The 20,476-nt window shown below is 53.6% G+C and carries 21 protein-coding genes; 13 read left to right on the forward strand and 8 right to left on the reverse strand.

Features of this window, described 5'->3' with window-relative positions:
• Positions 1-12: 12 nt before the first annotated feature.
• The gene (locus RAC90_RS14615) at positions 13-1,350 is read right to left on the reverse strand and encodes a PTS sugar transporter subunit IIC (RefSeq protein WP_375124497.1); all 1,338 of its coding nucleotides are present in this window, start codon (positions 1,348-1,350) and stop codon (positions 13-15) included.
• A 12-nt stretch (positions 1,351-1,362) separates the two neighbouring features.
• Complete coding sequence (locus RAC90_RS14620; RefSeq protein WP_006121363.1) at positions 1,363-1,677, reverse strand: PTS sugar transporter subunit IIB; 315 nt, start codon at positions 1,675-1,677, stop codon at positions 1,363-1,365.
• A 289-nt stretch (positions 1,678-1,966) separates the two neighbouring features.
• On the opposite strand from RAC90_RS14620, the gene RAC90_RS14625 reads away from it, so the two are divergent.
• Positions 1,967-2,923 carry a LacI family DNA-binding transcriptional regulator gene (locus RAC90_RS14625; RefSeq protein WP_375124515.1) on the forward strand — a complete coding sequence of 319 codons (957 nt, stop codon included), beginning with the start codon at positions 1,967-1,969 and terminating at the stop codon, positions 2,921-2,923.
• Between the two features lie 26 nt (positions 2,924-2,949).
• Here the strand turns inward: RAC90_RS14625 and RAC90_RS14630 are convergent, their stop codons facing one another.
• From RAC90_RS14630 to RAC90_RS14645, 4 genes are all read right to left on the reverse strand, one after another.
• Positions 2,950-4,083 (reverse strand): ROK family protein, encoded by a 1,134-nt coding sequence (locus RAC90_RS14630; protein ID WP_375124498.1) that lies wholly within the window; start codon positions 4,081-4,083, stop codon positions 2,950-2,952.
• A gap of 215 nt (positions 4,084-4,298) precedes the next feature.
• Positions 4,299-5,039, reverse strand: a complete 741-nt coding sequence (dnaC, locus tag RAC90_RS14635; RefSeq protein WP_006121359.1) for a DNA replication protein DnaC — start codon at positions 5,037-5,039, stop codon at positions 4,299-4,301.
• The gene (gene dnaT, locus RAC90_RS14640; protein ID WP_006121358.1) at positions 5,039-5,575 is read right to left on the reverse strand and encodes a primosomal protein DnaT; all 537 of its coding nucleotides are present in this window, start codon (positions 5,573-5,575) and stop codon (positions 5,039-5,041) included. Before dnaT ends, dnaC begins: the two co-directional genes overlap by 1 nt.
• 165 nt (positions 5,576-5,740) lie before the next feature.
• Positions 5,741-6,346 carry a hypothetical protein gene (locus tag RAC90_RS14645; RefSeq protein WP_054634760.1) on the reverse strand — a complete coding sequence of 202 codons (606 nt, stop codon included), beginning with the start codon at positions 6,344-6,346 and terminating at the stop codon, positions 5,741-5,743.
• Positions 6,347-6,537: 191 nt separating this feature from the next.
• Between RAC90_RS14645 and RAC90_RS14650 the strand changes: the two genes are divergently transcribed.
• From RAC90_RS14650 to RAC90_RS14700, 11 genes are all read left to right on the forward strand, one after another.
• A complete protein-coding gene (locus RAC90_RS14650) occupies positions 6,538-7,098 on the forward strand; it encodes a DNA-3-methyladenine glycosylase I (protein ID WP_375124516.1) in 561 nt (186 codons plus the stop codon).
• Between the two features lie 116 nt (positions 7,099-7,214).
• Positions 7,215-7,877, forward strand: a complete 663-nt coding sequence (locus RAC90_RS14655) for an OmpA family lipoprotein (protein WP_054634758.1) — start codon at positions 7,215-7,217, stop codon at positions 7,875-7,877.
• 161 nt (positions 7,878-8,038) lie between these two features.
• Positions 8,039-9,028, forward strand: a complete 990-nt coding sequence (locus RAC90_RS14660; RefSeq protein ID WP_375124499.1) for a LacI family DNA-binding transcriptional regulator — start codon at positions 8,039-8,041, stop codon at positions 9,026-9,028.
• 62 nt (positions 9,029-9,090) lie between these two features.
• Positions 9,091-10,116: a LacI family DNA-binding transcriptional regulator gene (locus RAC90_RS14665; protein ID WP_006121353.1), complete on the forward strand. Its 1,026-nt coding sequence runs from the start codon at positions 9,091-9,093 to the stop codon at positions 10,114-10,116.
• A gap of 138 nt (positions 10,117-10,254) precedes the next feature.
• Positions 10,255-11,004, forward strand: coding sequence for a sugar phosphate isomerase/epimerase (locus RAC90_RS14670; RefSeq protein ID WP_054634756.1), 750 nt, complete (start codon positions 10,255-10,257; stop codon positions 11,002-11,004).
• Between the two features lie 9 nt (positions 11,005-11,013).
• A complete protein-coding gene (locus RAC90_RS14675) occupies positions 11,014-11,967 on the forward strand; it encodes a sugar kinase (RefSeq protein ID WP_054688589.1) in 954 nt (317 codons plus the stop codon).
• Between the two features lie 33 nt (positions 11,968-12,000).
• On the forward strand, positions 12,001-13,281 hold the full coding sequence (locus tag RAC90_RS14680) for an MFS transporter (RefSeq protein ID WP_039339172.1): 1,281 nt from the start codon (positions 12,001-12,003) through the stop codon (positions 13,279-13,281).
• A gap of 71 nt (positions 13,282-13,352) precedes the next feature.
• Positions 13,353-14,327: a glyoxylate/hydroxypyruvate reductase GhrB gene (gene ghrB, locus RAC90_RS14685; protein WP_375124500.1), complete on the forward strand. Its 975-nt coding sequence runs from the start codon at positions 13,353-13,355 to the stop codon at positions 14,325-14,327.
• An 80-nt stretch (positions 14,328-14,407) separates the two neighbouring features.
• Complete coding sequence (locus RAC90_RS14690) at positions 14,408-15,658, forward strand: valine--pyruvate transaminase (RefSeq protein ID WP_375124501.1); 1,251 nt, start codon at positions 14,408-14,410, stop codon at positions 15,656-15,658.
• Positions 15,659-15,816: 158 nt separating this feature from the next.
• Positions 15,817-16,728, forward strand: a complete 912-nt coding sequence (locus RAC90_RS14695) for an EamA family transporter (protein WP_375124502.1) — start codon at positions 15,817-15,819, stop codon at positions 16,726-16,728.
• Between the two features lie 225 nt (positions 16,729-16,953).
• Positions 16,954-17,883, forward strand: coding sequence for an Rpn family recombination-promoting nuclease/putative transposase (locus tag RAC90_RS14700; protein ID WP_375124517.1), 930 nt, complete (start codon positions 16,954-16,956; stop codon positions 17,881-17,883).
• 201 nt (positions 17,884-18,084) lie between these two features.
• Here the strand turns inward: RAC90_RS14700 and ibpA are convergent, their stop codons facing one another.
• Positions 18,085-18,501 (reverse strand): small heat shock chaperone IbpA, encoded by a 417-nt coding sequence (gene ibpA / locus RAC90_RS14705; protein ID WP_006121371.1) that lies wholly within the window; start codon positions 18,499-18,501, stop codon positions 18,085-18,087.
• A 276-nt stretch (positions 18,502-18,777) separates the two neighbouring features.
• On the opposite strand from ibpA, the gene RAC90_RS14710 reads away from it, so the two are divergent.
• Positions 18,778-19,140 (forward strand): YceK/YidQ family lipoprotein, encoded by a 363-nt coding sequence (locus RAC90_RS14710; protein ID WP_006121372.1) that lies wholly within the window; start codon positions 18,778-18,780, stop codon positions 19,138-19,140.
• Here the strand turns inward: RAC90_RS14710 and RAC90_RS14715 are convergent.
• Entirely contained in the window at positions 19,121-20,374 is a 1,254-nt protein-coding gene (locus tag RAC90_RS14715; RefSeq protein WP_375124503.1) for a DUF3748 domain-containing protein, read from the reverse strand. The two genes, RAC90_RS14710 and RAC90_RS14715, sit on opposite strands and share 20 nt — an antisense overlap.
• Between the last annotated feature and the right edge of the window lie 102 nt (positions 20,375-20,476).

The following is a 20,476-nucleotide window of genomic DNA, read 5'->3' on the forward strand; positions in this document are numbered from 1 at the left end:
GTGACTGACTCCTTAAGCCTGGGGATGACCGTGCACGGTATTGCCTGCGGGCACGGTATCCTGAATTTTTTTCTCTTCTGCTTTGATCAGGCTGCGTTCGTAAGCGCGCAGAAAAGGTAAGTACATCAGTGCCGACATCACCATGCAGATCAGGCACATGACCAGTGGACTAAGCGCCCAGTTGGCCGCCCAGGAAGCACCAATCGGCGCGGGCGTCGTCCAGGGCGTCAGCGAAACGACCTGCGCAACCCAGCCCAGTTTTGTGGCGGTATAGGCCAGAACGGCATTAATCATCGGGACGCAGACGAAGGGAATAAACAGCAGGGGATTCATGATGATGGGCGCACCAAATAAGATCGGCTCATTGATATTAAAGAAGCTGGGAACCACGCCCATTTTGCCGATGGTACGCAGATGCAGTACCCGGCTGCGCAGCAGTAAAAAGGCCAGCGGCAAAGTGGAACCGACGCCGCCGATAAGCAGATAGTGATCCCAAAAGCCCTGCAGATAGACATGGGGCAGCGCCGCACCGGCTGCCAGAGCGGCCTGATTGGCGGAGAGATTAGCCATCCAGAAGGGATTCATGATGCCAGTGACGATGAGTGCGCCATGAATACCGGCGAACCAAAAAATCTGGCACAGCAGCACCGACAGCAAGATGGCTGGCAGGGAATCCGAGGCGGATACCAGCGGTTCCAGCAGATGCATAATCGCCTGAGGAATAATCATGCCCGTTTTGGCTTCAATAAACAGATTAAGCGGATGCAGGGTGCCAATGATCACCAATACCGGAATTAAAATCTCAAAAGAACGGGCGACGCCAGTGGGGACTTCTTTGGGCAGGCGAATCGTGACGTTATGCTGTTTGAGCCAGGCATAAACACGGGTGGCATAAATCGCGGTAATCAGGGCCGTAAAAATTCCCTGACCGGACAGGTACTGCGTAGAGATCTTTTCATCAGCATAGGGCGCTGCCACCAGTAAAAAGGCCATAAAAGCCAGTAAACCTGACATGATGGGATCAAGGTTGAACTGTCGGCCCAGACTGGCACCGATGCCGACTGAGATAAAGAAGGTCATGACGCCCATGCTGAGATTAAGCGGCAGCATCAGTTGCTGGCGATAAGTGACCGAAAAGTCGAGCCAGGCCCGGGCAAAGCTGTTGGTGGTATCCGCTGAAAAGGGCGGGAAAATAAACACCAGCATGAACGAGCCAATAATCATAAACGGCAGGGCCGCCGTAAAACCATCACGAATAGCGATAACGTACTTTTGCTGACCCAATTTTCCGGCGAGGGGCGTAATAGCCTGTTCAATCACCGTCACCATTGACTGATATAACGAACCCATAAATGACACCTTTTAGTGTGTCGCTTCAATAAGCGACAGAGCGTAATCCAGCACGTTGTCACCGCGTTGCATACCGTAGTCCGTCATATCTATAGCCCGGACAGGAATACCGTAGGTGGCAGCTTTTTCTGAAAGCGTGTTTAACATGTACTTCACTTGCGGGCCGAGCAGCACAACCTGATACGTTGGAAACTGCGTATCAAACTCGGCAATGCCCCAGGCATCAATCTGCACAGCGAGGCCGCGTTGATCCGCCACCTCTACCATTTTGCGCACCAGCATGCTGGTGGACATACCTGCCGAACAGCACAACATAATCCTGATCATGAGAACGCTCCTTTACGTGTAAAACTTGTTACGGGGATGATTTGATACGATATGGAAACCGGTTTCCATTTGTCGCAAAAGAAAGTGTGACAGGCATCATGCTCTGGCTGATAACGGGTGTTTAATTACGATTCAGATCACTAAATTAAGCGGTAAAAATCATTATTGAGTAGAAACGGAAAATCGGTTTCCATGAAAAAATGAAAACGCTATACTGCCTGTGGCGAAAAATTAAGCCACCGTTTCGGTCAGTTTTCAGGGAGCCGTTTGGTTCTGTTAGGGGAAAATGATGTCTACTATCAACGATGTATCGCGACTGGCTGGCGTGTCTAAAGCCACCGTATCGCGCGTGTTGAGTGGGTCACGTGGGGTGAAAGAGGCCAGTCGGGCTGCGGTGTTAAAAGCGGTGGATGAACTGAATTATCGTCCAAATGTCATCGCCCAGTCACTACTGAGTCAGTCTACGGGCTGTATCGGTGTTATTTGTGCGCAGGAAAATATCAATCAGACGACGGGTTACCTTTATGCGCTGGAGAAACATTTCAGTCAGCATCAAAAACACCTGTTACTTCGTTTCGCCAACACGAAAGCGGACGTGATGACCTGTCTCAGTGAGTTGACCTGTGGGTTATGTGATGATGTCTTAATTATCGGCGCGCGCTTTCCGTTAAACCTGCGTCAGCCAAACGTGATGCTGGTGGATTGTCTGGAATCCGGCGAAGAAGTGAACAGTATCCAGCGTGATCATGCTTTTGCAGCGGAAACGGCCTGTAACTATCTTATCAGTCAAAATCGTCGTCAAATTGCTCTGATTCATCCCGAGGGCATGGGCTTTGCCGATCAGGTTCTGCTGGGCTATAAACATGTCTTGGAAAAAAATTTCCTGCCTTTTAACCGCAATCTGGTCTTTATGGACACGCCATCTTCTTCAGTGGCGTTGCAGGAACTTCTGAACAATGCCTCCACGCTCAATTTCAATGCATTGCTGGTGGCTGATGAACAGCAGGCACAAAAAGTGATTCCTCAGTTGCAGGCGTTCAATAAGCAGGTGCCAAAAGACATTATGGTCTTTAGTCTGGCCGGCACGCTGGATCTGCCCGGTATCCCGACGATTCCGGCTATTTCATATTCAATGGATGCCATGGCCGCGCGTATTGTGAAGGCACTGAATCAACAGACGCAGAGCGTGTTACATTCCTCAGTAATGCGTGGCGATCTGGTTATTCCCGATTTTCGCCAGCGCTAAGCCACCGGGCCACGCTCAGTGGCCTGTTACTCAAGGCGCTGCTCCATCTGTTCGATAATGGCTAGCGCCAGCCCGGTCGCCGGGGCCAGATGCGATTGCAGAAAATGTACCTGCGTATGGGCCGCAATAAACGCCAGTTTGTTGGCCTGTGTCTGATTGAGCACGGCCTGACAAAAGGTCGGGCTGACACTCCAGGGACAGTCAATGATGATCGTGGCAGGATTCAGTAACAACATGATTTGGCTTAGCGCGATGCCCAGATAGTTGCCTGCCAACTGCATCACTTCATTTACGATGTTCGGTGCGCTGTCACGACTGTGCCAGGTTAATCCCGGCTGGCGTTGGGCCAGTTGCTGATTAATGGCGGGTTTACTGATCATCGCCTCCAGACAACCCTGCCGATTACAGCTACAGCGAGGGCCGTTTGGCTGGACGGTAAGGTGACCTGCTTCACCGGCGGTCCAGCTGTTGCCAGTAAAAACTACGCCATGCTGCACCAGTGCGCCGCCAATCCCTTCCGCGATGCGCAAGTAAAAATGCCCGCCTTCAGCAGGCAGATTGAGTTGTTGTACAGACAGCAGCGCTGCGGCCCTGACGTTATTCATAATTCGAATCGGCAGGGTGATTTGTTTGCGCAGTTGACTGGCCAGATCGACGTTCTGCCAGCCCAGATGGGTCGATAAATGCATCCAGCCTCGCCGGGAATCGACGACACCAGGAAATCCCAGCCCAATCCCCAGCAAGCCTGGCCAGGCTTCAATTAATTTTTCGCACAGGGCGCCGATTTCAGCCAGGGTCGGGCCAGGTTTACTGGTGTCCGTCCGTATTGTCTGTTCGGCAAGCGTTTGTGAAAAATAATCGCAGATCTGCCAGTGAATCAGGTTTTTTTCCACCATGATACCGGCACTGACCAGCTTTTCCGGGCGCAGGGTAATGTGAATTTTAGGACGGCCAGCCGAAGAAACGCTGGCTTTACCTAGTTCCTGAACCCAACCGTTTTCCAGCAGATCATCAATAATCTGTGACACGGTATTTTTGCTGAGCGCCAGTATCTGCGCCAGATCCTGGCGCGATGTGATGCGCAGCTGACGCAGTTGAGCCATTACGCGCTTTTGATTATTCAGCCGCATCAATGCAGGCCCTTTGCCAGTTGCTTTCATGACGGCTTACCCCAGAGGTGAACAGCGGCGGGGGAACGCCCACCGCCAATGAAGTCTTATTAGTTTGATGTCTAATGAAAACTTAGCATTGGGCAGAGAGGGCTGCCAAATAGCAATGTCCTCTGAATAAGGGGATTACGTCAGAAATGGGGGCCAGGCCACACGATCATGCAACTGGGGAGTAACCCTACCGCCCGCTTCAGCGGGCAGCAACATCAGTATTCGTCACCCCGGACGCGGCTGCGATAGCTTTCCCAGTCGAAGCGCACCCACAGGCTGTTACCTAAACGCATACGATCCATCACGCGTTCACCTAACAGGGCGTTCATGCCGGTGGGATCGAGATTGGTGAGCATCCCCGTCGGACGTTTAGATGACGAGCGGCGGTCAACAATCTGGTTAATAATCACTTTTTCGTAGCGCGATTCACTCTGCATACCAATCTCATCAATGACCAGCAAATCCACGCTGCTCAGATCCTGAATCAGTCGCTCTTCGGTGATATCACTGCTGCCGCTGAACGTTCCTTTCATGCTGGACATCAGATCCGCGACAGTCACGATAAGCACGCTCTTGCCACGCAAAATCAGATCGTTACCGATGGCGGCAGCCAGATGATTTTTCCCTGTGCCCGGCCGACCTGCAAAGACAAAACTGGCGATGTTTCCTTCAAAATTAGCAGCATACTGGCGTGCCTGCTCCAGGGCTTTGCGCTGACCTTCATTCTCGACGCGGTAGTTGTCGAATGAGCAGTTAATATGCAGATCACGAATCCCAGAACGCCCCATGATACGCTGCATTTTCATCGCGCGGTTTTCTCGCACAATCGCTTCTGAACGCAACCGACCCTGTTCCTGGTTCCAGGCCAGCAACTCTTCACCATTGGTGAATTTGGGACGGGTTCCTGCTGGCATCATTCTTTTCAGACGGTTAAACAGATCGTTGGGCGTTTTCATTACTCACCTCGGAAACCATCGGGAATATCGTAGTCAGTACTGCTGATCTGCGTAATATCGCGACGCGGCTGTCCGCCATTGGCGGCGCGGTTCATCTGCAGGCTACGCGCCAGCTTCTGTTGCCACTGTACATGATGAAAAAGTCGGCCTTCGGCCTGCCAGTAAGCCACAAAGGCGGCCAGCTCTGCCGCCGTCACCGGCTCGCTGAGCGCGACGCCCCAGATTGCTGCCTGGCGGGTAAAGTCGGCGTCAGGCTGCCAGCCGTCATACATGGCAAACTTGCCGACGGGTTTATGCAGCGTAGCAGAAACATCGTCATACAGACTGTCATCCAGCGCCACATCACTGGGTTGCTGAGCGGCGGCTTCAAGGGCTAATAACTGTGCAAGACGCGCGGGAGTGAGGGCATACATCACCGGCGTGTAATTATCCAGCACCGCCAGCATGCCGTCTTCAGCCTGCTGTAAGGCGCTCTGCGGGTCCTGACGGAAAGCCTCCAGACCGATTAGCGTTGACGTTAAGATTTTGACTGACATGAAAAGACCTGCGGTTAACTTACACCCAACACCGGATCACCTGTCGCGGTGCAGAAGGGCATATTGTACCTTTTTTAAGGCGCGGGATCGCTGAAAAAGCGTTGCCGGCGATCTCCCCGGCGAGCGCCTGTTATGCAACCGTGGGGCGGAGAGAGACTTGCGCGTTCACGGCCGGGTTTGCCACAGATAGCGCAGACCGGCCAGCCAACACAGGCTGTATCCCAGCAGCTCTATCCCTTCTTCGGCCATGTTTTTTACCCCGCGGTTGTAATGATCGGGCATCAGGTGTTGCCAGAGGGTGTTCATGCCAAACAGACGTGAGAAAACCAGCACAATCATCAGTCCGGTCGCCATCACGGGCCAACGGTTATGGTGCAGCAGGTTCGTCAGCGTACGGAGCGTCTGCCGGGGAGTACGCATGGCGACGGCGAAACTCGCCAGTGCGGTCGCCAGTGCAAACCACACCCAACTGCCGTGACGAACAAGATCGAAGAAGAAATCCAGCTCGCGGATAAGCATACAGCTGTAAAAACCGGCTATTAAGGTTAATCCACCGCACTGATCGGGACGGTGTCGTGCGGCAATATAAAATGCGCCCGCGAGACTAACTAACAACAGTTCCTGTGTGGTTTCAGTAAAAGAGGCTTCGTGCAGCGCGTTATCCATCCACACCACATCCATATAGAGGGGGACAAGCATGAAGGTGATAAACAGGGAGGCAAAAAGGAATACCGTGATTTCACGGCCGATAAGAATGACTTCGTTACGCATGGAATGACCTGAAAATGACTATCGTTATCATTGTATTCGCCTGGCGTGGGGCTGCCTTCGCTTTCAATGCTTTACAGATGTGGTGGTGACTATGGAAGCCGCCTCGCATTTTGTCATGTGGCGGGTTCAAATGGTGGCGGTTTCCCTCTACCATCGGTCAACAAACTGGCGCTTTATAAAGGAATACCATGATGCAACGATGCGGCTGGGTTACGCAGGATCCCCTCTATCTGGCTTACCATGACAATGAGTGGGGCCGTGCGCAGAGAGATAAACTGGTGCTGTTTGAAATGCTGTGTCTGGAAGGTCAACAGGCCGGGTTATCCTGGATTACGGTGCTGAAAAAGCGCGAGAATTACCGCGCGGCCTTTCACCAGTTTGATCCGCAGGCGGTGGCATTGATGAACGATCAGGACGTTGCCCAACTTATGCAAAACAGCGGCATCATTCGTCACCCGGGTAAAATTGCGGCGATTATAGCCAACGCCAGAGCGATGCTGGCGATGGAGGCGGAAGGGGAAGATTTTGCCCATTTCGTCTGGCAGTTCGTCGATAACCAGCCAATTGTTCACCACTATGCGGATTACAAACAGAGCCCGACCACCTCTTCGCAGGCTATAGCACTCTCTAAAGCATTAAAGACGCGTGGTTTTAAATTCATCGGTCCGACAATTTGCTACTCCTTTATGCAAGCCTGCGGCCTGATTAACGATCACCAAACCAACTGCTTTTGCCATCCTGATAACATTTAACACCGCTCCTTTACAAAATAAGACATTGTCTCAGGATTTCCCTCACTTTTACGCGGCATAATCAGGGCCAGTAAGGGGCCGGGGCGCCCCGATTAGAGAAACCCAAGGGACACATAATGCAGAAAAAATTGATTGCCATCTCGTTATTAATCAGCGGTAGCCTGGTGATATCCGGTTGTACCACGAATCCCTATACCGGCGAGTCGCAGGCCGGAAAATCCGGCGTGGGGGCGGGTCTTGGTGCATTAGTCGGCGCCGGTGTGGGCGTGCTTTCATCCTCGAAGAAAGATCGGGGTAAAGGGGCACTCATCGGTGCCGCCAGCGGCGCAGCCTTAGGCGGCGGTGTGGGGTATTACATGGATGTTCAGGAAGCAAAACTGCGCGATAAAATGAAGGGTACGGGCGTCAGTGTGACGCGCCAGGGCGACAATATTGTGTTGAATATGCCAAACAATGTGACCTTCGATTCCAGCAGCAGCAGTCTGAAGCCAGCCGGTGCCAATACCCTGACCGGCGTCGCAATGGTACTAAAAGAGTATCCGAAAACGGCCGTAAACGTGGTGGGGCATACGGATAGTACGGGTTCGCGCGCATTGAATATGCGCCTGTCACAGCAGCGCGCAGAAAGCGTGGCCAGCGCCTTGATCGTACAGGGCGTGGCGGCTGACCGTCTGCATACGCATGGTGTCGGCCCCGACAGCCCCATTGCGACCAACAGTACTGAAGCAGGCAAAGCCCAAAACCGCCGGGTTGAAATTACGCTGAGCCCGTTAAATTGATCATTTCGCCCCCTGTCACTGGGGGCGAAAGACATGCTACTGTCAGTTATTCGACAATTTTTAGACAATAAACTCGGTAAGGTTTCCAGTTGGTGCCTGTACACAGTGCCAGTTAACGCTTTATGCCAGCATGGTTCAAATTGAACAATGGATAACGCTTCATGTCACTTAAAGCCATTGCGTCAGTCCTGGGGCTCTCCGTAACCACCGTGAGTCGCGCCCTGAATGGGTATGAGGATGTAGCAAAACACACACGTCAGCGCGTGGAAGAAGAAGCCCGGCGACGTGGCTACCGTCCTAATGTAGCTGCCCGGCGTTTAAAAACCGGACGCGCTAACGCGGTCGGCGTCGTCTACCCGATGAGCGCCCCACCCCTCAGCGATATCCATTTCAATAAGATATTACTGGCGCTGGACCAGCGTCTTTCCCACTATGATATCGACCTGCTGTTGCTGACGGATAAACCCTGTGACGGACAGCGTTCACTGATGCGTATGCTGCGCAGTCGCGTGGTCGATGCGCTAATCATCACGCACACCTTGCCGCAGGACGAACGCCTGCGCTGCTTACAGCAGAAGGGCTTTAATTTTCTCTCGCTGGGGCGCACTGATGCACAGCAAAATCATGCCTGGTTTGATGTCGATAACGCCGCAGGTTCCGCGCTGGCGGTAAAACACTGCCTGACCCAGGGCATGCAGCGCATCGCCTTTCTCGGGGGAAACGAACGCTGTACGTTTGTTCGCGATCGCCGTCATGGCTACCTGAATGCCCTGGATTCCGTACCACCTTATGCCACTGCGGCGGTTGATCCCTCGCGCCGCGCAGGGTATCAACAAGTCTCCGCCTGGCTGGCTGAAGGGCTGCAACCTCAGGCCATTATTACCGATAGCAGTACGCTGGCCGAAGGCGCGTTAATGGCGCTTCAGCAGGCAGGACGACTGCAGGGTGAGGATGCCGTCACTTTGATGGCCTGGGATGGACTCCCGGTTGACGCCATCATTGATTTTCCGGTTATTGCGATTCGTCAGGCCAGTGAGCAGGAGAGAGGCGAACAGCTTGCGACCATGGTGATGCAGTTACTGGACGGCGCACCGCTGGCCCAGCTACAGGTTTTGTGGCAACCCAGTCTGCAACTGCCCGCACAGCGCTAACGTGTTTGTCATGCCGGACGCCTGTGGTAGTCTCGCGGCATGCGTAATTTGCGGAATATTCTATGAAAATCAGGCCTTCTCGCGCCACTATTAGCGATGTTGCCCGCGCGGCAAAAACCGGGAAAACCAGCGTCTCGCGTTATCTTAACGGCGAACAGCATCTGCTTTCTCCCGACTTAAAAGCGCGCATTGAACAGGCAATTAGCGATCTTAACTATCGGCCAAGCCAGATGGCGCGCGGGCTTAAACGGGGGCGAACCCGGCTAATCGGGTTAATCATTGCCGATATCACCAATCCCTATTCCGTGGACGTTATGTGCGGCATTGAAGCGGCCTGTCGTGCCTGCGGCTTTACATTGCTTATGTGTAACACCAACAATGAAGTCGATCTTGAACAGCATTATTTGCAGTTGCTGAGTAGCTATCAGGTTGAAGGCATTGTCGTTAACGCGGTAGGTATGCATGAAAAGGTACTGAGCCGGCTGCAGCAATCTTTGCTGCCGATGGTGCTGATTGACCGAAAAATCCCCGATTTTCCCTGTGATGTGGTGGGCCTGAATAATGCTGAAGCGGCAGAAACGGCCACCGATCACTTAATTGATAACGGTTATGAGGCGCTGCTGTTTTTGAGTGAACCCTTAGGCAGCGTGAATACCCGTCGTGAGCGCCTGCAGGCGTTTCGCCAGCGTCTGGCTGCGCATCCGGCCATCCTCCATGAAAACGCAGAAGTCTCGCTGCATCAGCCCGATGTGATGGATACCGTCTTGCGTGACTTCTGTCAGCGTCATGCAGACAGGCGTTGCGCAGTTATGGTGGCAAACGGTGCGCTGACCTTACAGGTGGCCCGTTCCCTTCAGCGTCTAAATTTGCACTGGGGAAGCGATATGGGTTTATTGGGGTTTGATGAGCTGGAGTGGGCGGCGCTGGCAGGTGTCGGGATTACCACGCTTAAACAGCCCACCTGGCAGATTGGCTACCATGCGCTGGAGCGCCTGATTTCGCGTATCGAAGGCCACGATCATCCTCCCTGTGAGCAGGTTTTTTCGGGTGAGCTGATTGTCCGGGGATCAAGCCAGCGTCTCCGCTAATTTTCAGATTGTTCCCTTCACTTACGTGCTCGCTTCGTGAGCACGATCATAATTCCGCATTTTGCTACTTTGCTTTGGAACCGGTTCCATTTAACGTTTTTATAACGTTAATACCGATTTTCCCCTCAGGAGTCCGCAATGGAGCCCGAAATTATCGTCGTCACGGCGGCTTATGGACATCAACAGATTGCTGCGCTGGGCGGACAAAGGGCGCTCTTACCGATCATTCAGCAGGCTGGTGCGGACGGTGTGGAAATCCGTCGCGAATTGTTCGATGACAAGACTTTCGATGACCTGCCCGCGCTGGCGCTGGCCATTGATCAGCACCGGCTGCGCGCCAGCTATTCTGTACCCGATACCTTGTTCAGTGAGGACGGCAAGCTGAACCCTTTGCTGACGCGTTATTTTACCGAAGCTCGTCAACTAAACGCGCAGAGACTAAAGGTGGCACTGGGCAATTTTACGGGGGCTCTGTACAGCGAAACACTGCGCATGCTGATTGCGGAATATGGCGTGCCGCTGACCGTGGAAAATGACCAGACAGTGCACGGCAAACTGCAACCGATGCTGCGCTTTTTTAACGCTGCCCGTGAGGCGGCATTGCCGATTGGCATGACTTTCGATATGGGGAACTGGCACTGGACAGGCGAAAACCCGGAGCAGGCCGCAGTCCTGCTGACCGACCAGGTGGGTTACGTGCACGTCAAAGCAGCGGTGCCGCAGGGGAAAAGCTATCGCGCTATTGCGCTCGACGATGCCGGACCGGGCTGGCAAGACCTGTTGCATCGGCTACCGGCGAGAGCCCCTCGCGGTATTGAATTTCCGCTGAAAGGCGACAATCTGATTGCGGTTACGCGCCATTATGTGACGCTGCTGCGTAATGTCTGAGGAGTAAAAATGACGACTCATCCTAACGGTACGCTTGATGTCATCACGATCGGCGAAGCCATGGCCATGTTTGTCGCCCGCGAAACGGGTGATTTGGCTGCAGTAGAAACATTTATCAAACGCGCCGCAGGTGCAGAACTGAATGTCGCCATCGGTCTGGCACGCCTCGGGCTGAAAGTGGGCTGGGTGAGTCGTATTGGACAGGACGCGTTTGGTCGTTTTATTTGTCAGGTGCTGGATAAAGAAAATATCGACCATCGTCAGGTGACCGTCGATCCGCGCTATCCCACGGGCTTTCAGCTTAAATCTAAAGTGGATGATGGTTCCGATCCGCTCGTGGAATATTTCCGCAAAGGCTCCGCTGCCAGTCATCTGTCACCCGAGGATTTTGACCACGATTATTTTGGCTCTGCACGCCATTTGCATCTGAGCGGCGTGGCGGCAGCAATATCAGACAGTTCGCTTGAGCTGACCAGGCATGCTGCGAAAGAGATGCGGGCGCGGGGTAAAACAATTTCCTTTGATCCTAATCTGCGTCCGGTGCTGTGGCGCAGCGAAGAGGAAATGCGTAAGCAGCTCAATCTGTTAGCGGAATACGCAGACTGGGTACTGCCCGGTGAAAAAGAGGGTTACATCTTAACCGGCTATCGCCAACCGCAGGATATTGCCGATTTTTATCTCGATAAAGGGGTAAAAGCGGTGGTGATTAAAACCGGCGGCGAGGGCGCCTGGTATAAGACAGCCGGGGGTGAGCAGGGCCAGGTGGCGGCAATCAAAGTTGATCAGGTTGTGGACACGGTCGGGGCCGGAGATGGGTTTGCCGTGGGAGTCATAAGTGCATTGCTGGAAGGGAAACCACTGGTAGAGGCGATTCGCCGGGGGAACAAAATTGGTTCACTGGCGATTCAGGTGAGTGGTGACAGCGAAGGTTTGCCGACGCGTCAGCAGTTAGGTGATGTGTAGCCCGGCCCGCAAACAGAAACAGAGGAGTTCCCGATGAAAACGCAGATTATCGCGCCTAAACGCTGGTGGTTCATTATGCCCATCGTGTTTATCACCTACAGTCTTGCCTATCTGGATCGGGCAAATTTTAGCTTCGCATCCGCCGCTGGCATCAACGACGATCTGGGCATTACCAAAGGAATGTCTTCCCTGCTGGGTGCGTTGTTCTTTCTGGGGTATTTCTTTTTTCAAATCCCTGGGGCGATCTATGCGGAGCGCCGCAGTGTAAAAAAACTGATCTTCTGGTGCCTGCTGTTGTGGGGCGGCTGTGCTTCACTCACCGGCGTTGTCAGCAACATCCCTGTGCTGGCGGCGATTCGCTTTGTGCTGGGGGTTGTCGAGGCTGCAGTAATGCCTGCTATGCTGATTTACATCAGTAACTGGTTTACAAAATCTGAGCGCTCGCGGGCAAACACCTTTTTAATTCTCGGTAATCCCGTCACGGTCCTGTGGATGTCCGTGGTTTCAGGGTATCTGATAGAAGCGTTTGGCTGGCGGGAAATGTTTATCTTCGAAGGCATTCCTGCGGTGATCTGGGCCATTGCCTGGTGGTTTATGGTACAGGATAAGCCTGCGCAAGCGCGCTGGATGAGCGATGCAGAAAAAGCCGCGCTACAGGCCGCGCTGCAAAAAGAGCAAGAAAGCATCAAAGCAGTGCGCAACTACGGCGAAGCCTTTCGCAATCGTAACGTGATCATTCTCTGTATGCAGTACTTTGCCTGGAGTATTGGCGTTTACGGTTTTGTCCTGTGGCTGCCTTCAATTTTGCGCAACGGTACACAAATGGGCATGGTGGAAGCGGGCTGGTTATCGGCTGTGCCTTATCTGGCAGCCACGATTGCGATGGTGGTGGTGTCCTGGGCATCGGACAAAACGCAAAACCGTAAACTGTTTGTCTGGCCACTGTTGCTGGTGGGTGCCTTCGCCTTCCTCGGTTCGTACATGGTAGGTTCGGGCAATTTTTGGCTGTCTTATACCTTGTTAGTCGTCGCCGGTGCCGCGATGTACGCGCCTTATGGCCCGTTCTTTGCCATTATTCCGGAAATGCTGCCCCGCAATGTTTCCGGCGGCGCAATGGCGCTTATCAACAGTATGGGGGCGTTGGGCTCGTTTATCGGCTCCTGGATTGTGGGTTATCTGAACGGGGCAACCGGCAGTCCTTCGGCCTCCTATATTTTTATGGGTGGCGCACTACTGCTGTCCGTGGTCCTGACGCTTATCGTCAAACCCGCACAAAATAAGGCGCCTCCGCTACAAGGCGCGAAACCGGCCTGAAAGCGTAAGCGTTAGCATCTTCTCCGGGCGACCTTTGTGTTGCCCGTCATTCATTTACAGGAAGCTATCTGATGAAACCCGCCGTCATTCTTTATAAAAAATTGCCTGACGATCTCCGTGCGCGTCTCGCAGACTATGCCACGATCACCGAAATCAACGATTTATCACCCGAAAGCCAGCAGCAACATGCGCAGGCACTGCAACAGGCCGAAGGAATGCTGGGATCGGGCGGAAAAGTCAACGGCGAGTTGCTGGCCAAAATGCCCGCACTGCGCGCCTGTTCCAGCGTTTCTGTCGGCTATGACAACTTTGATGTGGATGCCCTGAATCAGCGAGGGGTAGTGCTGATGCACACGCCAACGGTACTGACGGAAACGGTGGCCGACACCATCATGGCGCTGGTTCTCAGTACGGCAAGACGTATACCGGAGCTGGATGCCTGGGTGAAAGCTGGCAACTGGCAAAAAAGTATTGGTCCGGATCGGTTTGGCATGGATGTGCACCATAAGACGATGGGAATTCTTGGTATGGGACGCATCGGTATGGCGCTGGCCCAGCGTGCGCACTTCGGATTCGGCATGAACATTCTCTACAATGCGCGCCGTCAGCACGACCAGGCCGAATCGCAGTTTGCAGCCCGCCGGTGTGAGCTGGAAACGCTGCTCAAAGAAAGCGATTTCGTTTGCATCAGCCTGCCGCTTACCGAAGAAACGCATCATTTAATTGGCGCAGAACAGCTGGCGATGATGAAGCCCAGTGCGGTGCTGATCAACGCGGGCCGTGGGCCAGTGGTAGATGAAAATGCCCTGATTACCGCGCTACAAGAGGGCACGATCCACGCCGCCGGGCTGGATGTTTTCGAAAAAGAGCCGCTGCCGACTGACTCGCCGCTGCTGTCGTTACCGAATGTTGTTACGTTGCCGCACATTGGCTCTGCAACCCACGAAACCCGCTATGGGATGATGCAGGACGCGGTAGAAAATCTCATTGCCGCCCTGAGCGGCAAGGTTGAAAAGAACTGCGTGAATTCTCAGGTGCTGAAGTAATCCTGCGGCTGCCCATTGCGCCCGCCGGGAGCGGGCGTTATGGTGGTTATCCCATTCTTTATTACAAATTTTTAACCGCTATGGCTTTTTCTCAGTTCGGCGACAAGTTTACTCAACATTCCGGCATCTCACGTCTGATGGAAGACATGGGCGCAGGCCTGCGTACGCCCGGCACGATCATGCTTGGCGGCGGGAACCCCGCACAGATCCCGGCAATGAACGATTATTTTCAGCAGTTGCTGCAGCAGATGCACGACGAGGGCAAACTGAGTGAGGCCTTATGCAATTACGATGGTCCACGCGGTAAAGCCGTGCTGCTGGATGCCCTGGCGGCAATGCTACGTAAGCAGTGCGGTTGGTCTGTCACTGCGCAAAATATCGCGCTGACTAACGGCAGTCAGAGCGCATTTTTTTATCTCTTCAACCTGTTCGCGGGGCGGCGCAGTGACGGCAGTAAAAAACGGGTGCTGTTTCCTCTGGCTCCAGAGTACCTGGGTTACGCTGATGCGGGCCTGGATGAAGACCTCTTTATTTCTGCCAGGCCCAACATAGAGTTATTACCGGAAGGGCAGTTCAAGTATCACGTCGATTTTGAACATCTCCCCATGAATGACGATGTGGGGCTGATTTGCGTATCGCGCCCGACCAATCCAACCGGCAATGTCATTACGGATGACGAACTTCTGCAACTGGATGCGCTGGCGCAGCAGCATGAGGTGCCGTTACTTATCGACAACGCTTATGGTGTGCCCTTTCCCGGCATTATTTTTAGTGATGTGCGGCCGCTGTGGAACCCCAATATCATTCTCTGCATGAGTTTATCCAAACTCGGTCTGCCAGGCGCACGTTGCGGGATCATCATCGCCGATGAGAGCACGATTACCGCGATCGGTAACATGAACGGCATCATCAGCCTGGCACCGGGCAGTATTGGCCCGGCCATTGCCAGCGAAATGATTCAACGTGGCGATCTGCTGCGCTTGTCTGAAGAAGTGATTAAACCTTTTTATCAGCACAAGGTGATGCAAACGATCACCCTTATTCGCCGCTACTTATCGGCGGAACGCTGTCTGATCCATAAACCGGAGGGGGCAATTTTTCTCTGGCTGTGGTTCCGGGATTTACCGATCAGTACGGAGTTGCTGTACCAGCGGCTTAAAGCTCGGGGCGTGCTGATGGTGCCGGGCCACTTTTTCTTTCCGGGTCTGGAGCATGACTGGCCGCACACGCACCAGTGCATGCGCATGAATTATGTACCGGATGCGGAAAACATTGAGTGCGCCATACAGATTCTGGCTGAAGAAGTGGAGATCGCCTGGCGCGACAGTTAAATCTACAGACCCGATCGGGCAACAAGGCGTCGTCTCTATCCGGCCGGCCTTGATGAAGCGCAACGCTGCCTTAACCCGATCGCAAAGGCATTTTGCATTATTAACAGACGTGATGCGCATATGGCCGTGCGGGCCAGCGCGGGCAAAAGGAGAGTGCGGTGTCGGGAAAAGACTGGCTGTTAGCCCTGTGTGTCGTGATTGCGTGGGGCGTGAACTTTGTTGTCATAAAACTGGGTCTGCATAACATGCCTCCCTTTTTGCTGGCGGGATTGCGTTTTGCACTGGTTGCCTTTCCTGCCCTTTTACTGGTGCGCCGTCCTGCTGTGCCAGTAAAGTGGCTTTTACTTTACGGCATGACCATCAGTTTTGGGCAGTTTGCGTTTCTGTTTTTGTCCATCAAACTGGGTATGCCTGCAGGCCTTGCTTCGCTGATATTACAGGCGCAGGCGTTCTTTACGCTGCTGCTTGGGGCGCTGTTTCTGGCCGAAAAGCTGCGCTGGAATCACATTGCGGGCATGCTGATTGCCACCTCAGGCATTTTTTTATTAGCCACCTCCGGCATGGCTGGCCAGAGCGCCGCCGGCATAACACTGACCACTATGATGCTTATGCTGGCGGCGGCGTTTTCCTGGGGACTGGGGAATATCACCAATAAAATCATCACCCGGCATTATCCCGTACCGGTTATGTCGCTGGTGGTCTGGAGCGCGCTGGTGCCCGTCGTTCCTTTCTTTGCCTGTTCGCTGCTGTTTGAAGGCCGGTCGGCAATCATTACCAGTTTGACGCACATTGATCTACAGACGGTGATGGCGCTGATTTACCTGGCCTTTGTGGCGACCATTATGGGTTACGGCATCTGGAGTACGTTGCTTAGCCGTTATGAAACCTGGCGTGTGGCACCGCTTTCCCTGCTGGTGCCTGTTGTTGGGATTGTTTCGGCAGCCCTGGTGCTGGGGGAAACCTTATCACGCCAGCAGATTGTGGGTGCTGTAATCATCATTGTCGGGCTGCTGGTCAATATGTTTGGTGGCGTGATTGGTCAGCGCTGGCTCAGGCAGCCGCAACATTAGCGCTTACCACTCGTCAAACTGACGTGCCCGACGTAACTACCCTTTCGTAAATGCCTGTGCATGCGCGCGTTTTCGGGCTGGCTTTGGCAGCCCGCTCGCAGAATAAAACCTCCGCCTGGACAGCAATGCGGATGCATGGAAGTATCCGCATTGCCAGGGCGGCCAGACATCTCTTTTCACTCATCACGACTTTCGCCCGTGTGCTTTATAACCGGGCCAGCAATGATGAAGAAGAAAAACGCAACGCCAACACCACATGATGCAACCTTTCGTCAGTTTCTCACCCAACCTGACATTGCCCGCGATTTCATGGAAATTCATCTTCCCGCCGATCTGCGCGCGATTTGCGACTTACGGACGTTAAAACTGGCGTCCGGTTCCTTTGTTGAAGCGGATCTCCGGCAGTATTTCAGTGATGTGCTGTATAGTCTCAAAACGACAGCGGGTGAGGGCTATATGTACGTCCTGATCGAACATCAGTCTTCACCTGACAGGCATATGGCGTTCAGGCTTCTTCGCTACGCGGTCGCGGCCATGCAGCGCCACCTGGATGCCGGCTATAAAACGCTGCCGCTGGTGATACCGGTGCTGTTTTATATGGGTAAACGCAGACCCTATCCTTATTCCACCTGCTGGCTGGATGATTTTACGCATCCGGCACTGGCTCGCAGGCTCTACAATACTTGCTTCCCTCTGGTTGATATTACGGTAATGCCTGACGATGAGATTGTGGAACATCGCAGCATGGCGGCACTGACTCTGCTGCAAAAGCACATCCATCAGCGCGATCTCGCAAATCTGATGGACAGACTTGTCCCTGTGCTGCTGTCCGGTTATCTTTCGTCATCACAGATTGTATCGTTGGTGCACTACATTGTGCAGGCGGGTGAAACCCCAGACGTCGAGGCTTTTATTCAGGAACTGGCCCTGCGGGTGCCGCAACACGGAGACGCGCTTATGACCATTGCACAGCAGCTTGAACAAAAAGGTATGCAGAAGGGCTTTGAGAAGGGTATTCAGACCGGGCGGCATGAAGGCCGCAATGAAGGTAAACGCGAGGTTGCGCGCACTATGCTGCAGCATGGCCTGGACAGAACAACCGTGATGAAAATGACCGGCTTGAGTGAAGCAGATCTTGCACAGATTCAGCATTGATCTGAACCTGCAAAAGAAGGCGCGTGACAGGTGAAGCCCTGCGTTTGTCAACGCGACCTGATGCTTTTCGTTTTCTTACCATCAGGCCATCACTGATCGCTTTGCCGCATCCGCATCAATCTGCTTGTCGCGGTCATAAAAAAACGGCCACAACCTGTATGCTGTGACCGTTCTCATGTTTACTCAGCCGTCACGGCCGCTTTATTTTAAAATTTCAATCCGGCGTGGTTTCGCTTCTTCAGGAATCAAACGCTCAAGATCGATGCTCAGCAGACCATTTTCCAGGCGCGCGTCGCGCACGACGATATGGTCAGCCAGCTGGAATTTACGCTCGAAATTACGCTCGGCGATGCCCTGATAGAGATATTTACGTTCTGTCTGCTCTTCCGGATGCGCACCACGCACGATGAGCACGTTGTCGTGGGCCGTAATATCCAGTTCACTCTGAGCAAAACCGGCTACCGCGATAGTGATGCGGTAATGGTTCTCATCAACCAGTTCAACATTGTAAGGGGGATAACCACCGTTGCTCTGATTTTGATTGGACTCAAGCAGGTTGAACAGGCGATCAAATCCGATGGCAGAGCGATAAAGGGGAGACAGATCAAAGTTACGCATAAAAAGACTCCTGAATGTCAGCAAGTTTTGGCAACCTTCCACTATTGGACAGGTTGTGCAGGACCGCATTGCCCCTTTCGGCGGCAGCCTTAACGACCCTGTTTAGAAAATGGGTGCAGACGCCAGGCTTTCAAGACCCGATGCGTGATTTTTTTCGCCAAACTGGCGAAATGGCATACACTCAAGGGTAAATTGCCGGACCAGAACGGACTTCATGACTGAAAAGGTACGCTGGTGCGCTCACGCAATCAGGTGCCAGAATCGAAGGGACGACATATGAAAATGATGAAAAGGTTACCGTTGGCTGGCGTGATGTGTTGCGCAGTCGCTTCCGGTGGATGTTCCAGCGTCATGACGCATACCGGTGCAAGTCAGGGCTACTATCCGGGCACACGTGCCAGTGCTGACATTCTGACGGACAGTCAGGCCAGCTGGGCGCTAAAGCCCCTGGCGCTGGTTGATCTGCCTTTTTCTGCCGTCATGGATACGCTGTTACTGCCCTGGGATTACTATCGCAGCGACAAGGATAAAGCCCTGGATTCGCCGCGTGCCCGTGTGCTTCAGAGTGAAAAGCTGGCCCACACCGAGGAAAATCTGGCGCATGCTCAGCCCATGCCCGCTATGCAACCGTCACAGTAAACAGGTGCTGCCAGCCCTCTTTTTCCCGCATAAAAGCGATCTTTTTTCCATCCGGTGACCAGACCACCGCATCCCCGGACGGTGCCGACCCGGTGCGGGCGGTTAAGCGTTCGCACTCTCCCGTTTGCCAGTGACACAGCATCACGCTGTTGTCGCAAATAAAGGCAATGGCTTCACCACGAGGATGCCAGCTAAATGCAGACTGAATGCTGTGGTTCAGCCGCGTTATCTGACGCGGTTCACCGCCGTTAGGCGATACCCACCATAATTGAATCACCTGCTGGCTGTCCGCCATCAAAAAGGCGATAGCGCTGCCATCGGGTGAGCTACGTAACCAGTGGCGAGGTTGCTGCGCCAGTCCCTTGCTATAGGTTAACCGTCGCTGTTGAACCCCCGCTGGTGGCGCAGGTAGATGGTGGCTGTCCCCTTCCAGCGGTGAGCGGCCGGGTTTGGCATAGGCTTCCAGTGCCTCTGGCAAATCGACGACAAATACCTCGGGATGCTTGTCTCCTGCCGCGGAAAGCGTGTCGCCAATAAAGGCGATGGCCCAGCGTTGACGGCTGCCGTCCGGCTTTTCATAGCCCTGATGACCAATCCAGCACTCTTCATAGGCCCGATTGATTTGATCGCTGCCCGGCTGTGGGTGCGCTGTCGTTTCACTGACTACTACACAAAAATGGCTGCCATCATATTCGCGCGGATGCTGTTTTTCTGGTTTCACTGCTTTTAACGGGACGGCAATGCCGACATTGCGCAGATCAAGACTGATATGCAGCTCGTGCATCACGTGATCGTTATAGGTGAAGCTGAGGCGCGAGCCATCCGGACTAAAAACATGCACGTGAGAACCGCCGCGCAAAGCACCTGGCGTAAAGGGCGGCGTGATATCGCATGCATCCAGACTGGCGGCCTGACCCGCTTCAATGATCACGCCGCGGCGATGATGAAAGTCATAATGCCAGTTGTCGTCAGGATGCTCTGGCCCATGAATACAGACATAGCGCTCAGGTAAGGTGGGACAAACCGTCACCACGCCAACATGGGCGCCCGCCGTTGCCTCATACAGCACTTCCACTTCGCCGGAATTCACATTAACGCGTTCAATTGTCTTACCGGTGAACGACGCGCCGGAAGGCCGCACATCAAAGGCCAGCCACTGGCTGTCGGGCGTCCAGACGTTGATGTTGGTCAGTTGATGATGACGAGGAGCAAAAGTAATCTGTTTTTCAGGCATGAAAGCACTCGTGAGCAGGCGCGTTATTTGACAGTTGCAGTGATGTTATGGGTAAAACCGTGCAGATGACTGACCTGTCTGCGCGGTTTTACCCATAAAAGA

It is taken from the genome of Pantoea sp. CS_6 (genome assembly GCF_041954745.1).
Classification (GTDB): domain Bacteria; phylum Pseudomonadota; class Gammaproteobacteria; order Enterobacterales; family Enterobacteriaceae; genus Pantoea; species Pantoea stewartii.

Bases quoted from the DNA above. Each gene is read 5' to 3' on its own strand.
- RAC90_RS14665 (WP_006121353.1), top strand. From the start codon at position 9,091: ATGAAAATCAGGCCTTCTCGCGCCACTATTAGCGATGTTGCCCGCGCG.
- RAC90_RS14615 (WP_375124497.1), bottom strand. From the start codon at position 1,350: ATGGGTTCGTTATATCAGTCAATGGTGACGGTGATTGAACAGGCTATT.
- RAC90_RS14650 (WP_375124516.1), top strand. From the start codon at position 6,538: ATGCAACGATGCGGCTGGGTTACGCAGGATCCCCTCTATCTGGCTTAC.
- dnaT (WP_006121358.1), bottom strand. From the start codon at position 5,575: ATGTCAGTCAAAATCTTAACGTCAACGCTAATCGGTCTGGAGGCTTTC.
- RAC90_RS14700 (WP_375124517.1), top strand. From the start codon at position 16,954: ATGAAGAAGAAAAACGCAACGCCAACACCACATGATGCAACCTTTCGT.
- RAC90_RS14675 (WP_054688589.1), top strand. From the start codon at position 11,014: ATGACGACTCATCCTAACGGTACGCTTGATGTCATCACGATCGGCGAA.
- RAC90_RS14620 (WP_006121363.1), bottom strand. From the start codon at position 1,677: ATGATCAGGATTATGTTGTGCTGTTCGGCAGGTATGTCCACCAGCATG.
- RAC90_RS14690 (WP_375124501.1), top strand. From the start codon at position 14,408: ATGGCTTTTTCTCAGTTCGGCGACAAGTTTACTCAACATTCCGGCATC.
- RAC90_RS14625 (WP_375124515.1), top strand. From the start codon at position 1,967: ATGTCTACTATCAACGATGTATCGCGACTGGCTGGCGTGTCTAAAGCC.
- RAC90_RS14655 (WP_054634758.1), top strand. From the start codon at position 7,215: ATGCAGAAAAAATTGATTGCCATCTCGTTATTAATCAGCGGTAGCCTG.
- ghrB (WP_375124500.1), top strand. From the start codon at position 13,353: ATGAAACCCGCCGTCATTCTTTATAAAAAATTGCCTGACGATCTCCGT.
- RAC90_RS14660 (WP_375124499.1), top strand. From the start codon at position 8,039: ATGTCACTTAAAGCCATTGCGTCAGTCCTGGGGCTCTCCGTAACCACC.
- RAC90_RS14645 (WP_054634760.1), bottom strand. From the start codon at position 6,346: ATGCGTAACGAAGTCATTCTTATCGGCCGTGAAATCACGGTATTCCTT.
- RAC90_RS14680 (WP_039339172.1), top strand. From the start codon at position 12,001: ATGAAAACGCAGATTATCGCGCCTAAACGCTGGTGGTTCATTATGCCC.
- RAC90_RS14710 (WP_006121372.1), top strand. From the start codon at position 18,778: ATGAAAATGATGAAAAGGTTACCGTTGGCTGGCGTGATGTGTTGCGCA.
- RAC90_RS14670 (WP_054634756.1), top strand. From the start codon at position 10,255: ATGGAGCCCGAAATTATCGTCGTCACGGCGGCTTATGGACATCAACAG.
- RAC90_RS14630 (WP_375124498.1), bottom strand. From the start codon at position 4,083: ATGAAAGCAACTGGCAAAGGGCCTGCATTGATGCGGCTGAATAATCAA.
- ibpA (WP_006121371.1), bottom strand. From the start codon at position 18,501: ATGCGTAACTTTGATCTGTCTCCCCTTTATCGCTCTGCCATCGGATTT.
- RAC90_RS14715 (WP_375124503.1), bottom strand. From the start codon at position 20,374: ATGCCTGAAAAACAGATTACTTTTGCTCCTCGTCATCATCAACTGACC.
- dnaC (WP_006121359.1), bottom strand. From the start codon at position 5,039: ATGAAAACGCCCAACGATCTGTTTAACCGTCTGAAAAGAATGATGCCA.